Raw genomic sequence first — 20,812 nt, 5'->3', positions numbered from 1 at the left:
GCCTATTAGCGCAGATGGTACTAGCAATTGCTGGGAGAGTATGTCATCGCCTTTTTTTAGAAACCTCATTCATCTTTTTGAATGAGGTTTTTTTTTTGAACTATATTTTAATGAAGAATGACTTTGTAAATTACTTCTGATTCGTCAATTAATGTTTAATATAAACTGTAAATTTGTATTATGAATGTACAGTTTAGTTTTAGAGAAATTATTACGGCAACAATGATTCTTTTCGCGGTAATAGATATCATAGGAAGTGTTCCTATTATTATAAGTTTGAGAAAAAAAGTTGGACATATACAGTCCGAAAAGGCTACTATTGTCTCAACTTTAATCATGATTTTATTTTTGTTTTTAGGAGATGAGATTTTGAGTTTGATTGGTGTTGATGTTAATTCCTTTGCTGTTGCAGGATCATTTATTCTCTTTTTTTTAGCCATAGAAATGATATTAGGAATCACTATTTTTAAAGATGAAATGACAGAATCTAGTTCTATTGTTCCTTTAGCATTCCCATTAATAGCTGGGGCTGGTACTATGACCACCCTAATATCTTTGAGAGCAGAATTTGCTGTTGAAAATATTATTGTGGCAATACTTATTAATAGTGTTTTTGTGTTTTTTGTTTTAAAAACATCTCAGAAAGTAGAGGATATACTAGGTGGAGTAGGATTAAATGTACTTAGAAAAGTATTTGGAATTATTTTATTAGCGATTGCAGTTAAACTATTTACGAGTAACATCAATCAGTTATTTTAGAATATTAGTTGTTATATCTATATGTTTTTTGAAGATACTAGTATATTTTTTAATCATTAATATTTCTTACGATTACGAGTTTATTTGAACTTAAATTTTACTTATCATATCATAAGCAATTTTTAATTTTTGGACTACGTTTAATATCTCTTCATGATTTAGATGTCCAAAACCTAATCGTATAGCACAAATATATTTATTCTGGTACAGAATGTTTTTTGAAAGTAATAAATCTAATTTTTCAGCCTCTTCTGCTAGTTTTACCAAGGATATTGTTTGATGAAAACATAACCAAACAGCTAATCCTCCACTGGGAACATTCCATTGTGCTATTTCATCAAAATGTTCAGATAAAAGTTTACATAGATAATCTCTTCTTTGTTTATATACTATTATATTTTTTTTCATAAGACGATAAATTTCCCCTTCATGAATTAACTCGGCTAACATTTGTTCTTGTATTAAATCTCCTTGTTTATCTAGTAGTTGCAAATAATTATTAGCCTCTGAAATTAAGTTCTCTGGTGCAACTACAAATCCAATTTGAAAACTAGGGAATAATGATTGTCCAAGCTTTCCTAAATAGATAACAACTCCATAAATATCAGCACTTGCCATGGGGAGCATGGCTGAACCATCAAACTGAAAATCATAATCATAATCATCTTCAATAATGGCAAATTTATATTTTTGGGCTAGTTGCAATAATTCTAAACGGCGTTCTGTACTAAGTGTTATGCCCGTAGGATAGTCTCTATGTGCACATATGTATACACATCTAATATTTTGTTTGATGAAGTGTTTTTTAATATAGTTGATATCTAAACCATTATTATCTACCGGAACTGTTTTTATGTTGGCACCAGATTGATGAAAAATCATATTGGCTGCATAATTACTCATGTTTCCTACGAGTACTAAATCATCTTGTTTAATTATTAATTGTGATACGATATATAAACTCATTTCTGTACTTCTTGTACTGATAATATTTTTGGGAGTTAAATGAAAACCTCTAGTTGCGTTTAAATAATTACATAATTGTGTTTGAAAAAATGAATAAGAGAATTCATTTGTTTTGTTCCATTTTTGTACTAATGTTTTTCGTTTCATGGCTGTACTATACCATCTTGTGAACTGATGAATTGGATGCAACCGTAAATCTGTACTTCCATCATCAATAATATATGTAGCTTTTGAATATTGAGTATTTGGAGCTAAATGAAAAGATTTTTGAAAAGGAAAACCAGTATTATTAGCATATTGATAAGCTTGATTAACTTGTAAGGATGATGCTTTTATTTTTGGTGTTTGTGAGTCTGGCACTAAAACAAATGTTCCTTTATTGGGGATTATTTCTACCCATCCTTGAGAGGCTAGTTCTTCGTAAACAGCAACAGCTGTATTTCTATGGATTTTTAATATTTTGCTTAATGCACGAGTTCCTGGTAAAACAGTTCCTTTTGCTAAATATCTACGTTGGATTGCGTTTATTATCTTTTGTGCTATTTGTATGTAGACAGGTTGAGTTAAAGATTTATCAAAATCTATTAATTGTTGAAAGAGGATATTAACCGGACTATTTATCATTTTGAAACTGGACTATATAAATCGTCCGGAAAGTTACGAGTTTTGCACGGTATTTAAATTACTATTTATGAAAATTAAGATTACTTCAATAATTACATTATTATTGTCTACACTACAAATTAATGCACAAGATAACTCTATAAAAAGAGATACTTTAAAAGAAGTTATTATTACTTCTAGTAGAATAGATTTACCTTTTAAAGAAAATTCTAGAACAATAAATATTATTACTTCTAAAGATATAACAAATAGTGCTGCTACCAACGTTGCAGATTTATTACAACAGGTAGCAGGTGTTGATATAAGACGTAGAGGAACAGCTGGGAGTCAGGCAGATTTATATATTAGAGGTGGTGGTTTTGATCAAACATTACTTTTAATTGATGGTATTAAAATGGACGATGCACAAACTGGGCACCATACCATGAATGCAGCTTTACCAATTGAAGTTATTGAGCGTATTGAAATAATTAAAGGGCCTGCAGCACGAGTGTTTGGACAAAATGCTTTTACAGGTGCTATTAATATTGTTACTAAAAAAGATTTAAAAGATAAAGTTTCTGTTAAAGTTGAAGCTGGTTCTTTTGGACAACTAAATGGAGGAGTTACTATTGGTACAGATTTAGAAAAATCATCTCATCTTGTACATGTTGAAAAAGTGACTTCAGAAGGTTATCGACACAATACAGATTATGATAATAGTAGTTATTTTATAAAAAGTGTTTTTAATAAAAAGAAACAGGCTATAGAAATGATTACATCGTTTCAAGATAGAAAAATGGGGGCTAATGGTTTTTATGCAAGCGCAAGTGCAGTAGATCAGTATGTAGCAACGCAAAACAGTTTAATTGGTTTTTCTACAACATTTAATACAGAAAAATTGACACTAAAACCCAAAGTGTATTGGAGACGAAATCAAGGAGAATTTTTGTACGTAAGAAGTAATCCTAAAGGGTATAGAAACATACATATTTCAAATAAAATTGGAGCAGAACTGAATGGAAGTTATACCTCAAAAGCAGGTGTTACAGGATTTGGTATAGACTTATCTAAAGTTAATCTTGAAAGTAACAATTTAGGAAGTCGTAATAGATTGATGACTACGCTATTTTTAGAACACAGGTTTAAAGTTTTTAATGATAAATTAGACATTACACCAGGAGTTGCTGTTACTTATTTTTCAGATTTTGATTTTTATGCTTTTCCTGGTTTAGATATAGGTTATAAAATCACTGAATCCTTAAAAGTTTACGGAAATATAGGTTACACTTACAGAGTACCTACCTATACAGATTTATTTTATACAAGTCCCGATACAGCTGGTAATCCTGATCTGGAAGTCGAAGAATCTTTTGCTCAAGAAATAGGAATTAAATATTTTTCTCCAAGATTTTCAGGTTCTGTAGCTGTTTATAATAGAGATGCTCAAAACTTAATAGATTATATTCGTCCAAATACCACAGAAACAGTTTATACAGCAACCAATATTACAGATGTAAACACAAAAGGGGTAGAAGTAGAGGGAGCTTATCATTTTATATTAAATACGTTTAATCAAACATTGTCTGTTGGTTATAATTTTTTAGAGGATGATATTTTAAATCAAAATAAAGAATTATCTCGTTATTCATTAAACACACTAAAACATCATTTTACAACACGTTTAAGTACGCAATTGTTTAAAAATGTCAGTCAGAATATTGTTTATAAACATGCTGAAAGAACAGTAGGAACATCATATAATGTATGGGATGCTTCTATAGCAGTAAATCTTAAACAATTAGAATTAACGGTTACAGCAAGTAATATTTTTGATGCAGATTATATTGAAACTGGGTTTGTACCCATGCCTCCAAGTAATATGTTATTTGGTTTACGATATAATTTATAGTCTAATAAGATAAGTTCGATGAAAGAAAAATCTTTCATCGAACTTGCTTTAAGTAATAAAAATTTATGATATTATTTAATTAAGTTTTATCCATGTTAATTTATGCCAAATTTTTTCTAAGGGTCCTTGACCAAATTTTTGTATCCAAGTTTTACAAAAATAATATTGAATTATGAATAGTAAAACTCCAACTACAAAACTAAGTGTATGTCTCATGTGAGGACCTAAACCTAAACCGTAATTATAAAAAACAAAACTACCAATTATGGATTGAAATATATAAGCTGTTAAGCTCATACGTCCGCAGTAGCTTAGTTTTTGTAATATTTTTTGAATAGGTGTATAACGATATAATAAAATGAAACTTGCTACTAGTATAAAAGAAAAGGATAAATTTCCATACATATCAATAGCCTTAAAAATAGTTTTTTTATAAATCGTTAAATTAGTAAATACTAAGAAATTGGTTTCTATTAAGTATAATGGAATAAATAATAAAATAGAAAATATTAAAGTTTTTTTCCAAAAGTCAACGGAGGCAGCACTATATTCAAACAAACTTCTTTTTTGTAGCCAAAATCCTAAAACAAATAGTCCGGCAGATTGTACAAGTCTTCCTACATCGTAAGCCCAAAGAAGACCAACTTTATGACCGTATAGCGTATTTGAAGTGAAAAGGTCTAAGATAGAATTACTGAGTTGCCCTTGTTTAAGCAACTGCCATAAATTCGATGATTGATTGACGGGGACTACGTAGGAATTGTCATATAAATAATAAAAGAATCGTCCTAACTCAACAGGTTGTATTAATAATAGTATGGCAACTATTAATAAATATGAACTTGATAATTTTCTAACAATAAATAGAACAATACTAACTAAAGAATAAAGAAGTAAAACTTCACCAGGAAAAAACAAACCATTAAATAAAGCAAAACAAAATAAAAGAAACATTCTATATAAAAAACGATACCCAAAATCAATGTTTTTTAAAGCTTGTTTAGAGTACATAAGACTAAAGGTGAAACCAAATAAGAGGGCAAAAATGGCATAGCCCTTACCTCCAAATAAGAAGAAAAGGGTATCCCAAACATAGGAATCTAATTGATTTAACCATTCGGGTTGAGTTTTTTCGTCTGGGAATACATAAAAATTAAAATGCTCTATACTATGAAGTAATAAAATCCCCATAATAGCAAACCCTCTTAAACTATCTACAACTTCAATTCTTTGTTTTGTTATCATTTAAAATTTTTCGACACAAGTTAATCTTTTAATAGATATTTCTTTGCCAATTTTATATAATCATTGATTTGATTTTTTTTCCATACTTCATCTTTACTAAGTAGATTTTGTAAAATATTTCCTACAATTTCTGCAGCTTCAATACTAGCTTTTGCGTCTAGAAATAACAAACGGATTCTTCTTGCCAAAACATCTTCAATGGTTTTAGCATCTTCTTTTTGAACAGCCCAAACAATTTGAGCTTTTATATAGGGATGATTAGGATGAATTTTTTCTTTTAATTCAGAATTAGAAGAGCAAAGTTTTTTGATATGTTTTTCATCAGTCCCATAAATTGCTAACGGACTTTCTTCAGATTTTAGTTTTCTATGTCCGTGAATATTTAAAAATTCTGTTTCCGATTTTACGAATGGAATGACAGCTACTATGGTAGCTTTGTCAACCACATCTTCTGCCATTTTTCTGTAAGTAGTCCACTTTCCACCAGCAATACTAATCAATCCACTTTTACTAACCTCTATCACATGTTCTCTAGAAATTTCTGCAGTTTCTTCCGCATTCCCACTTTTTACCAAAGGACGTAAGCCCACAAAAACACTTTTCACATCTTTTTTAGTAGGGTTTTTGGTTAAATATTTTGCTGCATGAGTTAGCAAAAAGTCAACTTCTTGTTCCTGTGGTAAGGGTTCAGAACAATATTCAGTTACAGGAGTGTCTGTAGTTCCTAGTAAAATTTTATCATGCCACGGAACAGCAAACAAAACACGACCATCATCAGTATGTGGAATCATAATAGCGGTTTCTCCAGGAAGAAACTCTTTGTCTAAAACAATATGAATTCCTTGACTGCTAGTCATAATTTTATGAGTAGAATGTTGATCTTTTTGTCTTATGGTATCAGAAAATACACCTGTAGCATTGATGACAGATTTTGCTTTGATGTTATATTTTTCAGCAGTAAATACATCTTTTATCATTGCTCCATCAATAATATCTTGAGTGTTTTTAGTAAAAGCTATAAACTCAGTATAATTTAAGACTGTTGCCCCTTGTTCTTTGGCTGTTTGCATCATGTTAATAAGTAAACGTGTGTCATCAAATTGACCATCGTGATAAATAACACCACCACGAAGACCTTCTTGGGTTACTGTTGGAATATATTCAATAGTTTCTTCCTTGGAAATCAATACAGAATCTCCAAAACCTTCTTTTCCAGCCAACCAATCATATAATTTTAATCCTATACCATAAAAAGGACTTTCCCACCAATCATAAGTGGGAACTATAAATTTTAGATCGTGAACAATATGTGGAGCATTTCGTTTTAAAATGGCACGTTCTTTTAATGCTTCCAAAACCAAAGAAAAATTACCTTGTTGTAAGTAGCGAACACCTCCATGAACCAATTTGGTACTTTTGCTAGAAGTTCCTTTTCCATAATCATCTTTTTCAACTAACAGTGTTTTATACCCTCTAGAAGCTGCATCAATTGCGGTTCCTATTCCAGTAGCACCACCACCAATAATTAAAATATCCCAATGCGTGTTTTCAAGTTTTTGTTTCATAATAAATTGGTTACGATGATTATTTAAATATAATATAATTTTAAGTTGATAACTATTTTGTTAAGAGCAGAAATCAGCCATATTTTACGTGATATATTTTGTATTTTTAAACCTTCCCAAAACAGAATAGATGTACTTAATTTTTGATACAGAAACTACAGGTTTACCTAAGAGCTATAAGGCTCCAATGACTGATACTGAAAATTGGCCTAGATGTATACAAATAGCTTGGCAGCTGCATGATGATATGGGACGTGTATTAGAACACGATAATTTTATGGTTCAGCCAGATGGATTTAACATTCCGTTTGATTCTGAAAAAATCCATGGAATTTCTACTGAGCTTGCTATAGAACAAGGGATCTCTTTGCAAGAAAGTTTAGAACGCTTTAATAATGTTTTATCAAAAACAAAATTCTTAGTAGGTCAGAATGTTACGTTTGACGTTAACATTATGGGAGCAGAATTTATTAGAGCTGGAATTACTCCTAATTTTAAGGCTTTTGAGTTTGATAGCTTTGATTTAGAAACTTATCATTTTACTTCAAAAGTTCCAAAAAATAGACCTTTGGCTATTGATGATTTATCTGAAGATGATAAAAACACTTTAGGTATTTTAGATACTTGTACAGAGGTAACCGCTAGTATGTGTCAGCTACCAGGAGGTAGAGGAGGAAAGTTTAAATTACCTACGTTAACAGAGTTACATCAATATTTATTTGGAGTCGGTTTTGGAGAAGCTCATAATGCTACAGCTGATGTAGAGGCAACCACACGTTGTTTCTTTGAATTGATAAGAAAAGAAGCTTTTACCAAAGAACAATTAGATGTTCCTCAAGAGTATTTTACAGAATTTAAAACGGTAAATCCTAAGCCTTTTGAGGTAATTGGTTTAAAGCACTTAAACCTAAAAAAGGAAAGTGAAAAAATCCGTAAACGTCAATCTGAACAGGCGGGAGCGAAAGGAAAAGGCGTTAATGTAAAAGAAAGTTTAGCTAAATTAGAAGAGGTTTCTTTTGCACATTTGCACAATCATACGCAGTATTCAATTCTACAGTCAACTATTGAAATTGGAGCCTTGGTTAGTAATGCAGGAAAGCATAAAATGTCTGCTGTTGCTATGACAGATACTGGTAACATGATGGCAGCTTTTCATTTTACCAATGCAGTATCAGGTCATAATAGTGGGGTAAGAGCAAGAAGAGAAGAAGCAGAGGAAAAAGGAGAAGATTTTGATGAAAAAGAATTGGTTCCTATTGTTGGTTGTGAATTTTTTGTTTGTGAAGATCATTTAGACAAATCGAAAAAAGATAACGGATATCAAGTAGTAATGCTTGCTAAAAACCGTAAAGGATATCAAAATTTAGCAAAAATGTCATCTACAGCTTTTGTTGATGGATTTTATTATGTGCCAAGAATTGATAGAAAAGTTATAGAACAATACAAAGAAGACGTAATTGTTTTAACAGGAAATTTATACGGAGAAGTTCCAAGTAAAATATTAAATATTGGTGAAAAACAAGCAGAAGAAGCCTTGTTATGGTGGAAAGAACAATTTGGTGATGATTTGTATATTGAAATCATGCGACATGGTCAAGAAGATGAAAATGTTGTCAACAAAGTATTGTTAGAGTTTGCCAAAAAACACGATGTAAAAGTAGTTGCAACCAATAATACATTTTATATAGATCAAGAAGATGCCAATGCACATGATATTTTGTTATGTGTAAAAGATGGAGAAAAACAAGCCACACCTATTGGTAGAGGTAGAGGGTATCGATACGGTTTACCAAACGATCAATATTACTTTAAGACTCCAGAAGAAATGAAGGAGCTTTTTGTAGATATTCCAGAAGCAATTAGCAATATTCAGGAATTGGTAGATAAAATTACTCCTTTTACCTTGGCTAGTGATGTATTACTTCCTGCCTTTGACATTCCAGAGGAATTTAAAGATCCTAAAGATTTAGAAGATGGAGGGAAAAGAGGAGAGAATAACTTTTTAGGTCACTTGGTTTATGAGGGAGCTAAAAAAAGATATGGAGAAATTACTCCTGAAATTAAAGAGCGATTAGATTTAGAATTAGATGTAATTGCTAAAACAGGATATCCAGGATATTTTTTAATTGTAGAAGATTTTATTCGTGCCGCAAGAGATATGGGTGTTTCTGTTGGACCTGGTCGTGGTTCTGCAGCGGGTTCCGTAGCAGCTTATTGTTTGTGGATTACCAACATAGATCCTATTAAATACGATTTGCTTTTTGAGAGATTCTTGAATCCAGAACGTGTATCCATGCCCGATATTGATATTGACTTTGATGATGAAGGTCGTGGTAGTGTAATTGATTACGTAATTAAAAAATATGGAGCCAATCAGGTAGCACAAATTATTACCTATGGAACCATGGCAGCAAAATCTTCTATTAGAGATACTGCTAGGGTTTTAGATTTACCGTTATTTGAAGCTGATAGAATTGCCAAGTTAATTCCTGGTATGAAGTTGAAGAAAATCTTTGGAATGGATGATAAAGAATTATCATCAAAATTACGTTCTGAAGAAATGGAGATGGTTAATGAGCTAAAACGAATTTCCGAAGGAGTTGGTTTAGAAGCCGAAACGGTGAACAAAGCAAGAGTTTTAGAAGGTTCGGTTCGTAATACAGGAATTCATGCTTGCGGGGTTATTATTACTCCAGACGACATTACCAAGTTTGTGCCAGTTTCTTTAGCCAAAGATTCGGATATGTATGTTACTCAGTTTGATAACTCAGTGGTAGAAAGTGCCGGATTGTTAAAAATGGACTTCTTGGGTCTGAAGACCCTTACTTTAATTAAACATACTTGTAAAATTGTAAAAGCCAGACATGGAATAGAGTTAGATCCAGAATCCTTTCCTATTGATGATGAAGAAACCTATAAGTTATTCCAAAGAGGAGAAACCGTTGGTATTTTTCAATATGAATCTCCAGGAATGCAAAAGTACATGCGTGAATTAAAACCGACAGTTTTTGCGGATTTAATTGCAATGAACGCTTTGTATAGACCAGGTCCTTTGGAATATATCCCAAACTTTATTGATCGTAAACATGGACGAGAAGAAATTGTTTACGATTTACCAGACATGGATGAGTATTTGGCAGAAACTTATGGGATTACTGTCTATCAAGAGCAGGTAATGTTATTGTCTCAAAGTTTAGCAGGTTTTACCAAAGGTCAAGCCGATACTTTGCGTAAAGCAATGGGGAAAAAGCAGATTGCCGTTCTGGCAAAAATGAAACCTTTATTTATTGAACAAGCAGCTGCTAAAGGTTATGATCCTGTTAAACTAGAAAAGGTATGGAAAGACTGGGAAGCATTTGCTTCTTACGCATTTAACAAATCTCACTCAACTTGTTATGCTTGGATTGCTTATCAAACTGCATATTTAAAAGCTCACTACCCAGCAGAATATATGGCTGCAGTGTTGTCTAACAACATGAATGATATAAAACAGGTAACCTTTTTTATGGAAGAGTGTAAGCGTATGGGCTTAACTGTTTTAGGACCTGATGTCAATGAATCCTATGCAAAATTTTCTGTAAACGATGAAGGAGCTGTTCGTTTTGGAATGGCAGCAATCAAAGGAGTTGGTGGAATAGCAGTAGATGGAATTATTAATGAGCGAAAAGAAAATGGACCTTTTGTTTCTATTTTTGATGTAGCGAAAAGAGTAGATTTAAGAACCTGTAACAAAAAAGCTTTCGAAGGATTGGCTTTAGCAGGAGGGTTTGATTCTTTTGGAAATGTACATAGAGCTCAGTTTTTTGCTACGGATGATAAAGGAATGACCTTTTTAGAAAAAGCCATGAAATTTGGTCATGCTTATCAAGAAAGTATGAATTCTTCACAAGTTTCGTTGTTCGGAGAAGCTTCTGATGTACAATTACCAGAACCTTTAGTTCCACCTTGTGAAACATGGGGAACTATGGAATTGTTATCTAAAGAAAAAGAAGTAGTTGGTATCTATATTTCAGCACATCCTTTAGATGATTATAGAAATGAAATGAAATTCACCAATTGCGGTGTTAGCATGTTTAAAGAAGATTTAAAAAATCATGTAGGTAAAAACTTTTCTTTTGCAGGAATTTTAACCAGTGCAGAACACAGAATAGCCAAAAACGGTAATGGTTGGGGGGCTTTTATTATAGAAGACTATACCGATTCACACGAGTTTAGATTGTTTGGAGAGGATTACATGCGCTTTCAGCATTTATTGGTACCAAACTCATTTTTGTATTTAAGTGGAACTATACAAAGAGGATGGATGCAAAAAGATGGAAGTGTAGGAGAGCCAAGAGTTAAGTTTTCTGATTTTTCATTATTATCAGATGTGATGGATAAGAAATGTAAAAAAATTACATTTAAACTTAGACTTCACGAAATTAGAAAAGAAAGAATAGAGCAACTTGAAATGCTTTTATCTGGCTTTACAGGAGAAGGAGCTAAACAAACCGTTGGTTTCAATTTGATTTCTGATAAAGATAAAATTGATCTTGAAATGCCATCAAGAACATACAAATTAAATATGAATACAGAACTCTTTGATTATTTAGATAAAGAAGGTTTTGAATATAAATTGAATTAAACAAAAAAGCGTTTGCAACTTACAAACGCTTTTTTATTAATAATATGCACTAAAAATAGATCTTTTTTCTTTTTCATGACTATCGCCAACCTTAGAAACTGCACATCTAAATCCAATATAGTTTGTAGACATATATTCTTCTAAATATCTACGCTGGCTAGGGTCTAACCAATATTCTCTATCTTTCCATGAACCACCTTTATAAACTCTAGAGTAATTGGTAATTAAAGTAGTTCTTGTTTTATCATCATATTTGTACTCAATTTCACCGGTTTCCTCATTAATAGTTGGAGGAAGTAATATTGGAGCGTTGTACATTCTTTTTCTATTCTCATCGTTTTGAGCATAATCTCTACTTGAAGATCTATCACCATCAGCAAAGTTTCTATTGTCTGACTTTTGATAATTAGGATTTAAATACATATCGTTATCTGTTACCTCTTCTTTAAGAATTTGTCCTGGTAGTACCGAAGGAACTACTTTTCCGTTAGGAAGGGTATCATATACAATATCATTAAATGATGCAACTACTACATTTCCATTTTCATCTAATCTAGGTTTACGATAAATATTACCTCTTGAATAATTAAAATCGTTTAAATTAGACTCTATTGTTGGTCTATATACATCAAAAACCCATTCGGCAACGTTTCCGGCCATGTCATATAATCCATATGCATTTGGAGGAAAACTTCTTACAGGTGTAGTAATATCACCAGTATCTGAACTCCAACCAGCAATACCACTATAGTCTCCATTACTTTGTTTAAAGTTTGCATGTTGAGTGTAATATTTACTTTGCTCATCTCTAGTTGATTCACCTCTCCATGCATATTTTTTTCTACCTCTAATAGTGTTCTCAAAACGATTTTCCATATCTGCTTTTGCAGCATATTCCCACTCTATTTCAGTAGGTAGTCTAATATCAGGATTAGGAGACTGTCTCTTGATATTTAGATTGTTATTTTTAGGACTATTAGAATTTGTATTAATGGTTATTGAATCATTAGCACTATATTCCTCATCGTTAGATTCATTAGCTATATAATCTGTATATATAGATTTATCACCACCGAATAAAAGATTAGGATTTGCTTCAAAAACTTCAATATCAAAATGATTTCGTCCTTCTACAGTAACATTACCGTTGTTATATAATGGTTTTAAAATACCTTCATCAACTAATCTTTTCTCAGCAATTCTATCCGTTCTCCATTTACAATAATCATTCGCTTGTAACCAACTAACACCAACAACAGGATAGTCTTCGTAAGCTCTATGTCTTAAATATGTTTTAGGTAAATTACCATCATTTCCCAAAGGATTTCTCCATACTGTAGTATCAGGTAAAGCAGCAGTATATATGTGCTTGTATTTAGGGTTGTTTTTAGGGAAAACTTTTGCTAACCAGTCTAGATAAATCAAATATTCTTTATTAGATACTTCGGAGTCATCAATATAAAAGCTTTGAACATGAACGTTTTTAGGTTTATTGTTTATTCCTCCCATTACGTTTTGTTGTACTTGCCCCATTACAAACATACCACCTTCAATACTCACCATTCCATTGGGAACTTGTTGTTCAACTACTTCTGTTAATTTAGTTAGACCACCATATTCTGGCTTACTAAAATCATACCCAATATTTTCAGAATATCTATCTGAACCAAAATCACGTTGTTGGTTAAAACAACTCGTCATAATAAGAATTACACCACTGTAAATCAATGATGTTTTTATTATTTTTTTCATATAAAAATCGGTCTCTATCATGTTAAATCCCTCGCAAGATATCATATAATACTTAATTACACAATTTAATTATGAACAACAAAATATGATATAGGTAACAACGTGTAAATTGTTATATTCGTACAATAATTTGCTAAAAATGAAGCTACAGTATTTAATCTTTTTTTTTCTAGGGACTTTTTTGGTGTCTGCTCAAGAGAATTTAAAATTTTCTGTTGAATGGAGTCAACAATATGAACCTACGATTAACAGCAATGTATGGACTGGAAATGATGTTTTTCTTCAGAATAATTTTATTCCACTTTACATAAAACAATGGAAAAAAGAAAAATCAGGAAATCTTAGTAATGTTAATTTTACAAATATTATAACCAATAGAATTAATACTAATGTTTTAGGGGGGCTAGATGTAGATTTATTACCAAATGGTTTTAATCCATCCTTACGAATAGTGAAAGAGAGAGAGAATGAATATTATAGTATTCAAGCTAATGCAATATATAAAAATACTAATGGAGAGATACTTCAGGTAAAATCTTTTCAGGTATCTTATGGTTTAAGTACGATAAGTAAACAAACATCCAATTTTAAGGTTGCACAAGCAAGTGGTGTAATAAACTCTGTATTGAATACAGGAACTTGGTATAAAATCGCTGTTGATAAAACAGGTGTTTTTAAAATGGATGCTAGTTTTTTAGAGTCTATAGGAATAGAAACATCATCATTAGATCCAAAAAAAATTAGAGTTTTTGGAAATGGAGGAGCTATGTTACCAGAATTACTTAGTGAACCAAGAAAACAAGATTTAACAGAAAATGCAATTTATGTAGCTGGTGAGAATGATGGAGTTTTTAATGATAATGATTATGTACTCTTTTATGCACAAGGGCCTATTTCATGGAATTTAGAAAACAGAACTTCTATAACACACAAACAAAATATATACAGTGAATATGGTTATTATTTTATTAATGTAGATTCTGAAATCAATGGGAAAAGAATTATTAATGCCACAACTATAAACAATTCTAAAACCATTGATGTTACAACTTTCACAGACTATCTTTTACATGAAAAAGAATTGTTTAATTATATACGTGTTGGTAGAAAGTGGTTTGGGGAAAATTTCACAATAGATAATCAACAAGATTTTACATTTAATTTTCCAAATATAGTTGATACAGAAGCAGTAATTGTAAATGGTAATTTTAGTGCTAAATCATCCAGTACTTCATCTATTTACTCGTTATCATATAATAATATAAATGTATTTAATTCAGTTGTTTCAGCTTCGGGGAGTTTAGCTTTTAGAGATATCAAAAGGTCAGGGACTTTTACACCAATAGCTGATGATATCACTTTAAATATACAATGGAATAATAATGGTGATTTATCAGCACTGGCTTATTTAGATTATTTAGAAGTTATTGCTGATAGAACTTTAACAGCTACAGGAAAACAATTTGGATTTGTAAATTTTGATTCTAAAACTACTGGAGAAGTGTTAGAATACAATTTAACCAATGATACCGAAATTGATTTTGTTTGGAATGTGTCAGATCTTGCTAATGTTCAAAGAATAATTGATACAGATGTAAACACCACTAATTTTAAGTTTAAAGAACTTACTGATGGAGCCATAGATAAATATCAAATAGTAAAAATATCAGATGCCTTTACTCCAATAAAACTGAGTAATAGTCCTAATGTTGAGAATCAAAATTTGCATGCTCTACAAGATATTCATTATGTGATAGTGACCAAAAAGGAATTTATTAAGGAGGCAAATAGAATAAGAGATTACCATAGAAACAATACGCCAATATCTGAGACCAATTCAGAAAAAATAAAAGTTGAAGTGGTAGATGTAGATCAGATTTATAATGAATTTGGATCTGGAGCTCCAGACATTACTGCTATTAGAGATTTTGCAAAGTATTTATATGACAATAGTAGTTCTGAGGAGATGAAACTTAAATATTTATGTTTGTTTGGTGATGCTTCTTATGATTATAAAGGAATTGAACATAAAGAAACTCAAATAGTTCCTACTTATTTGTCTACAATTAGTAATAGTTTGTCAAATTCCTATGGGTCAGATGATTATTATGGATTTTTAGATGCAAGTGATGATGTTCAAGATAATGGTGAGTTACAGGTAACAGGTAAATTGGATATTGTTACGGGAAGAATTCCGGTAGGTTCAATTACAAAAGCAAATCAATATGTTTCAAAATTATTAAATTACTATTCTACTAAATCTAGAGGGAATTGGAAAACAAAAATTACTCTTTTAGGAGATGATGGACAAGAGGGATCTGATCAATCTTTAATTAGATATTTAGAAGATTCTGCTTTAAAAATAGAAGACAATAATCCAGATTTAAATTTATCAAAGCTATATACCGATGCTTTTAAAGAAGAAATTACTTCAGGAGGAGGAAGGTATCCAGAAATTACTAAGAAATTTCATGAAGCTTTTAATACTGGTTCTTTGGTTATTAACTATTTTGGACATGGAAATGTTTTTAATTTAGGGCAAGAAACCTATTTGGATATTGCCACAATTAAAAGTTTTAGAAACTTAAATAATTTGCCTTTATTTATCACAGTAACTTGTGACTTTTCAAGGTTTGATGACCCTACAGTTTTATCAGGAGGAGAGGAATTGATAGAAGGAGCCTATGGAGGTGCTGTTGCAATGATAACTACATCAAGAGAAATATCTATTGGTTCTGGTAATAGTATCAACAGGGGGTTAGCAGATTATTTATATTCTTTTGATGGAAAAACAAGAACAGCTGCAGAAGCTTTAAGAGATGTTAAAAATAACGTAGGGTTTAGTAATGAGTTTTTTGTGTACTTTTTTGGAGATCCAGCTATGAAACTTTCATTACCTAAAGAAGGGATTGAAATTAGTAAAATAGAAAAATATGTAACAGATTCAGTTTCAGAAGAGATCTCTTTGCAAACAGTAACAGATTTAAATGCTTTATCTAAAATTAAGGTTACTGGTAGTATAAAAGATTCTGGAAATATTTTATCAGATTTTACTGGAACGTTATCTGTAATTTTATTTGATAAAGAAATAGACAGAAAAACGTTGTTAAATGAGGGGGCTGGAAATGTTGTAAACTTTAAATCTTTGGAAAGTAAAGTTTTTGTAGGAGAAGCATCGGTAAAAAACGGTAAGTTTTCTTTTGATTTTGTTCTATCTAAAGATGTTAGTGTGTCACCTGAAAAAGCAAAGTTTAGTTTTTATGCAGCTTCAGATTCAGAAGAAAGAATAGGAAGTGATTTTACTTTTAAAGTAGGAGGGCTTGATCCTGAAGCACCAGAAGATGACATTCCTCCAGTGATTCAACTATACATGGATGATGAAACTTTTATAGATGGAGGAAATACAAGTATCACCCCTAAACTATTGGCTAAAATTCAAGATGCTAGCGGAATTAATACTTCTTTAAATTCAATTGGTCATAATATCACAGTTGTTGTTGATGGCGATTTGGCAAATCCTATTTCTTTAAATGAGTTTTATACTACAGAAAAAGATGATTTTACCAAAGGAATTGTAACCTATAAATTACCAGAATTAACTCCCGGAAATCATAATATTACATTTAAAGCTTGGGATACATACAATAATTCATCAACCCAAACGTTAAGCTTCTATGCTCAAGAAGACAAGGGGTTTCAGTTGAGTAGAGTTTTAAATTATCCTAATCCATTTATCAATCATACTGAGTTTTGGTTTAAAAATAATAGACAAGGTGAACCTGTTGAGATTACAGTTCAAATTTATACTTTGTCAGGAAAATTAGTAAAAACCATTCATACGCCTGATAGTAATCTTGATGAAATATCGAGAGTGGTTACTTGGGATGGAAAAGATGATTTTGGAAACAAGTTGGGAAAAGGAGTTTATGTTTATAAATTAAAAGTAAAAGAAATAATATCGGGTCAATCTGATGAAAAGATTGAAAAATTAGTAATATTGTAAAAAACTAGAAAAACTATATGAATTTTATGAAGCTTAAGAATCACTTTACTTTGCTGTTAGCCGTTTTGGGGTTTCAGATGTATGCTCAGAACAACACAATTACAACTGTAGCACCATTTTTAAATATTGTTACAGACGCAAGAGCAGCAGGTATGGGGGATGTTGGAGTTGCTAGTGCAGCCGATGGAAATGCAATTTATCACAACGCCGCTAAAATGGTCTTTCACAAAAAAGAAGTTACAGTAGCTCTAAACTATACCCCTTGGTTAAGAAATTTAACGGATGATATTTATGTTGGAAATTTAAGTTATCAACAAAGAATAGATGAAAGAAGTGCTTTTGGAGGAGGAATTAAATATTTTAATTATGGAGAAGTACAAATTAATGATGGATCTACGACTTCATCTACAACTGCATCACCATATGAATTGGCTATTGACGGAGCTTATTCTTTAAAATTAAGTAATAACTATTCTATGGCTGTTGCCTTAAGATATATTCGTTCTGACTTAACTATTTCTGGAACAAACCTTAATGATAATGAACCAACCAATGCTTTTGCAGTAGATATTTCAGGGTACTATATGTCAAATGAAATGGCTTTTGATGGATTTAATGGAGTTGCCAGAGCAGGTTTTAACATTAGTAATGTTGGACCTAAAGTGACTGTTTTATCTGGAGAAGGATTTTTGCCAACCAATTTAAAATTAGGTGGTGGTTTTGATTTTATTGTTGATGATTATAATCAATTAGGAGTAACTTTAGAATTTACCAAACTTTTAGTTCCTGCAGTTGGAGGTGAAGACCAAAACTTTTTACAAGGAATGTTTGGGTCTTTTTCTGATGCACCAGGAGGATTTAAAGAAGAATTACAAGAAGTAACTATTGGTATTGGAGCAGAGTATTTATACAACAATGCTTTTGCTTTTAGAGCGGGATATTTTAAAGAAAACGAAAACAAAGGAAATAGAAACTTTTTTACGCTAGGAGCAGGGTTTAAAGCAAGTTCTTTTAATGTTGATCTTTCTTACTTGGCAAGTAATGCTGTAGTAAACAATCCACTAGAAAATACACTTAGATTCTCTATATCTTTTGATTTAGGAGATATTTACGAGTACTAATCATAAAAATATATTTACATTTGAACCGGCGTTATTTTATAATGCCGGTTTTTTGATATTTATAGCGTATGTATAAAAATGTAATCATTACAGGTACAGGTAGTGCCATTCCTAATAAAATAGTAAAGAATAACGATTTTAATAATCATGTTTTTTTAAATGAAGACGGAACTTTATTTGAAAAAGAGAATGATGAAATTATTGAAAAGTTTCAAGCTATTACAGGAATTGAAGAAAGAAGATATGCTGAAGATAATATTAATACCTCCGATTTAGCATCAGAAGCTTCTTTAAAAGCCATTAAAGCTGCAAATATCAATAAAGAAGAGTTAGATTTAATTATTGTGGCTCATAATTTTGGAGATGTAAAAAAAGGAAGTATCCAAGGAGATTTCTTACCAAGTATTGCCACTAGAGTAAAGAACAAATTAGGAATTCAAAATCCTAATTGTGTCGCTTATGATATTTTATTTGGTTGTCCTGGTTGGGTTCAAGCTATGATTCAAGCCAACCAAGCTATTAAGGCAGGTGATGCTAAAAAAGCATTGATTATTGGAGCAGAAACTTTATCAAGAGTGGTTGATAAAAGCGATAGGGATAGTATGATTTTTTCTGATGGAGCAGGAGCAACTATCATAGAGCTAGCAAATGAAGATAAAGAAAGAGGAATTTTAAGTACGGCAGCACAAACATACGCAATTGAAGAAGCTGGGTATTTATATTCTGGAGCTACTTATAACAAAGAAAATGATCAAGACATTAATTATATCAAAATGTTAGGTCGTAAAATATATGAATTTGCTTTGGTAAATGTTCCTGCGGCTATTAAAGCTGCTATGGACAAAAGAAATTTAGATATTGATGATATCAACCAAATATTTTTACATCAAGCTAATGAAAAAATGGATGAGGCTATTGTAAAAAGATTGTACAGACTTTACAGAAAACCTGTTAAAAAGAATGTAATGCCTATGTCTATCCAAAAACTTGGTAATAATTCTGTTGCAACTGTTCCTATTTTGTATGATATGGTTTTAAATAATCAAGTAAAAGATCATACTATAGTAAAAGATGATGTTGTTATTTTTGCATCTGTAGGAGCTGGAATGAATATCAATGCAATTACTTATAAGCTATAAAAATTAAGAGTTTACTTTTAATCTAGGATTGGCTGTAATACTTTGATCATCAAACAAACCTAGTCTGTATTTTTGATAAGCAGTCACAGCAATCATAGCAGCATTGTCTGTAGTATATTCAAATTTAGGAATGTAAGAAGTCCAACCGAAATGTTTTTGAGCAGCTCTAAGACGTTTTCTTATTTCGGAATTTGCAGAAACACCTCCAGCAATGGCAATTTGTTTGATTCCTGTTTCTTTTACAGCTTTTTTAATTTTATCCATTAAAATTTCTGCAATGGTGTTTTGAACACTGGTACATATGTTTTCTAGATTTTCTTCTATAAAATTGGGATTCTTTTTTACTTCTTTTTGAATAAAATATAAAATCCCTGTTTTTAATCCACTAAAACTAAAATGGTGTTCTTTTACTTTGGGTTTAGAAAATTGATATACAGCTTCCCCCGTTTGAGCATATTTATCTATTAAAGGACCTCCAGGATATGGCAATCCTAAAATTTTTGCAGTTTTATCGTAAGCTTCTCCAACGGCATCATCAATAGTTTCTCCTAAAATCTCCATGTTAAAATAATCATTGATTTTAACAATTTGAGTATGTCCACCACTAATGGTTAAACACAAAAATGGAAATGTAGGTTTTTGATCATTAGCATCATCAATAAAATGTGCAAGAATATGAGCTTGCATATGGTTGATAGCAATTAAAGGAATTTCTAAAGCTAAAGCCATAGATTTAGCAAAAGAAGTTCCCACCAATAAAGATCCCATTAATCCAGGTCCCTGTGTAAAGGCAATAGCATTTAATTGTTCTTTGGTTATATTTGCTTCTTTTAAAGCTGTTTCTATTACAGGTAAAATATTTTGTTGATGGGCTCTTGAGGCCAACTCAGGAACCACTCCGCCATATTTTGAATGCACCTCTTGATTGGCTACAATATTAGAAAGAACTTGTTCGTTACATATAACAGAAGCACTGGTGTCATCGCAAGAAGATTCTATTGCTAAGATGTAGGTTTTATCAAGCATAATTACAGTTTAATTAACTAATTTAGTGGCACAAATTTAGCGTTTATAAAAACAATAATAAAAATACTCGGTCGATTTTTACTTGCAGTAGTTGCAC

At 31.3% G+C, this 20,812-nt stretch carries 11 protein-coding genes; 6 read left to right on the top strand and 5 right to left on the bottom strand.

Annotation, left to right across the window (positions count from 1 at the left end):
* Positions 1-180 precede the first annotated feature (180 nt).
* Positions 181-759, top strand: coding sequence for a MarC family protein (locus tag BUB70_RS06940; RefSeq protein ID WP_073119727.1), 579 nt, complete (start codon positions 181-183; stop codon positions 757-759).
* Between the two features lie 90 nt (positions 760-849).
* On the opposite strand, the gene BUB70_RS06935 is transcribed toward BUB70_RS06940, so the two are convergent.
* Positions 850-2,349 carry an aminotransferase-like domain-containing protein gene (locus BUB70_RS06935; RefSeq protein WP_073119725.1) on the bottom strand — a complete coding sequence of 500 codons (1,500 nt, stop codon included), beginning with the start codon at positions 2,347-2,349 and terminating at the stop codon, positions 850-852.
* 67 nt (positions 2,350-2,416) lie between these two features.
* Here BUB70_RS06935 and BUB70_RS06930 point away from each other — a divergent pair, with 67 nt between their 5' ends.
* Positions 2,417-4,240 (top strand): TonB-dependent receptor plug domain-containing protein, encoded by a 1,824-nt coding sequence (locus BUB70_RS06930; protein WP_073119724.1) that lies wholly within the window; start codon positions 2,417-2,419, stop codon positions 4,238-4,240.
* Positions 4,241-4,315: 75 nt separating this feature from the next.
* On the opposite strand, the gene BUB70_RS06925 is transcribed toward BUB70_RS06930, so the two are convergent.
* Both BUB70_RS06925 and BUB70_RS06920 read right to left on the bottom strand, forming a co-directional pair.
* Positions 4,316-5,485, bottom strand: coding sequence for a DUF418 domain-containing protein (locus tag BUB70_RS06925; protein ID WP_073119723.1), 1,170 nt, complete (start codon positions 5,483-5,485; stop codon positions 4,316-4,318).
* A 20-nt stretch (positions 5,486-5,505) separates the two neighbouring features.
* Complete coding sequence (locus BUB70_RS06920; protein ID WP_073119722.1) at positions 5,506-7,050, bottom strand: glycerol-3-phosphate dehydrogenase/oxidase; 1,545 nt, start codon at positions 7,048-7,050, stop codon at positions 5,506-5,508.
* 130 nt (positions 7,051-7,180) lie between these two features.
* On the opposite strand from BUB70_RS06920, the gene dnaE reads away from it, so the two are divergent.
* Positions 7,181-11,674: a DNA polymerase III subunit alpha gene (gene dnaE, locus BUB70_RS06915; protein ID WP_073119720.1), complete on the top strand. Its 4,494-nt coding sequence runs from the start codon at positions 7,181-7,183 to the stop codon at positions 11,672-11,674.
* Between the two features lie 36 nt (positions 11,675-11,710).
* On the opposite strand, the gene gldJ is transcribed toward dnaE, so the two are convergent.
* Positions 11,711-13,426: a gliding motility lipoprotein GldJ gene (gene gldJ / locus BUB70_RS06910; protein ID WP_073119861.1), complete on the bottom strand. Its 1,716-nt coding sequence runs from the start codon at positions 13,424-13,426 to the stop codon at positions 11,711-11,713.
* Between the two features lie 139 nt (positions 13,427-13,565).
* Here gldJ and porU point away from each other — a divergent pair, with 139 nt between their 5' ends.
* The 3 genes from porU to BUB70_RS06895 all read left to right on the top strand — a co-directional run bounded on the left by porU (position 13,566) and on the right by BUB70_RS06895 (position 19,689).
* A complete protein-coding gene (gene porU / locus BUB70_RS06905; RefSeq protein ID WP_084730205.1) occupies positions 13,566-17,429 on the top strand; it encodes a type IX secretion system sortase PorU in 3,864 nt (1,287 codons plus the stop codon).
* Positions 17,430-17,455: 26 nt separating this feature from the next.
* Positions 17,456-18,550, top strand: a complete 1,095-nt coding sequence (gene porV / locus BUB70_RS06900) for a type IX secretion system outer membrane channel protein PorV (protein WP_073119855.1) — start codon at positions 17,456-17,458, stop codon at positions 18,548-18,550.
* A 68-nt stretch (positions 18,551-18,618) separates the two neighbouring features.
* A complete protein-coding gene (locus BUB70_RS06895; protein WP_073119718.1) occupies positions 18,619-19,689 on the top strand; it encodes a 3-oxoacyl-ACP synthase III family protein in 1,071 nt (356 codons plus the stop codon).
* Positions 19,690-19,692: 3 nt separating this feature from the next.
* On the opposite strand, the gene tsaD is transcribed toward BUB70_RS06895, so the two are convergent.
* Positions 19,693-20,715, bottom strand: a complete 1,023-nt coding sequence (gene tsaD, locus BUB70_RS06890; protein ID WP_073119716.1) for a tRNA (adenosine(37)-N6)-threonylcarbamoyltransferase complex transferase subunit TsaD — start codon at positions 20,713-20,715, stop codon at positions 19,693-19,695.
* Between the last annotated feature and the right edge of the window lie 97 nt (positions 20,716-20,812).

It is taken from the genome of Wenyingzhuangia marina, from assembly GCF_900130035.1.
Taxonomy (GTDB): domain Bacteria; phylum Bacteroidota; class Bacteroidia; order Flavobacteriales; family Flavobacteriaceae; genus Wenyingzhuangia; species Wenyingzhuangia marina.
The sequence above is the reverse complement of the archived record's forward strand: the minus strand, read 5'-3'. Positions and strand labels throughout refer to the sequence as shown.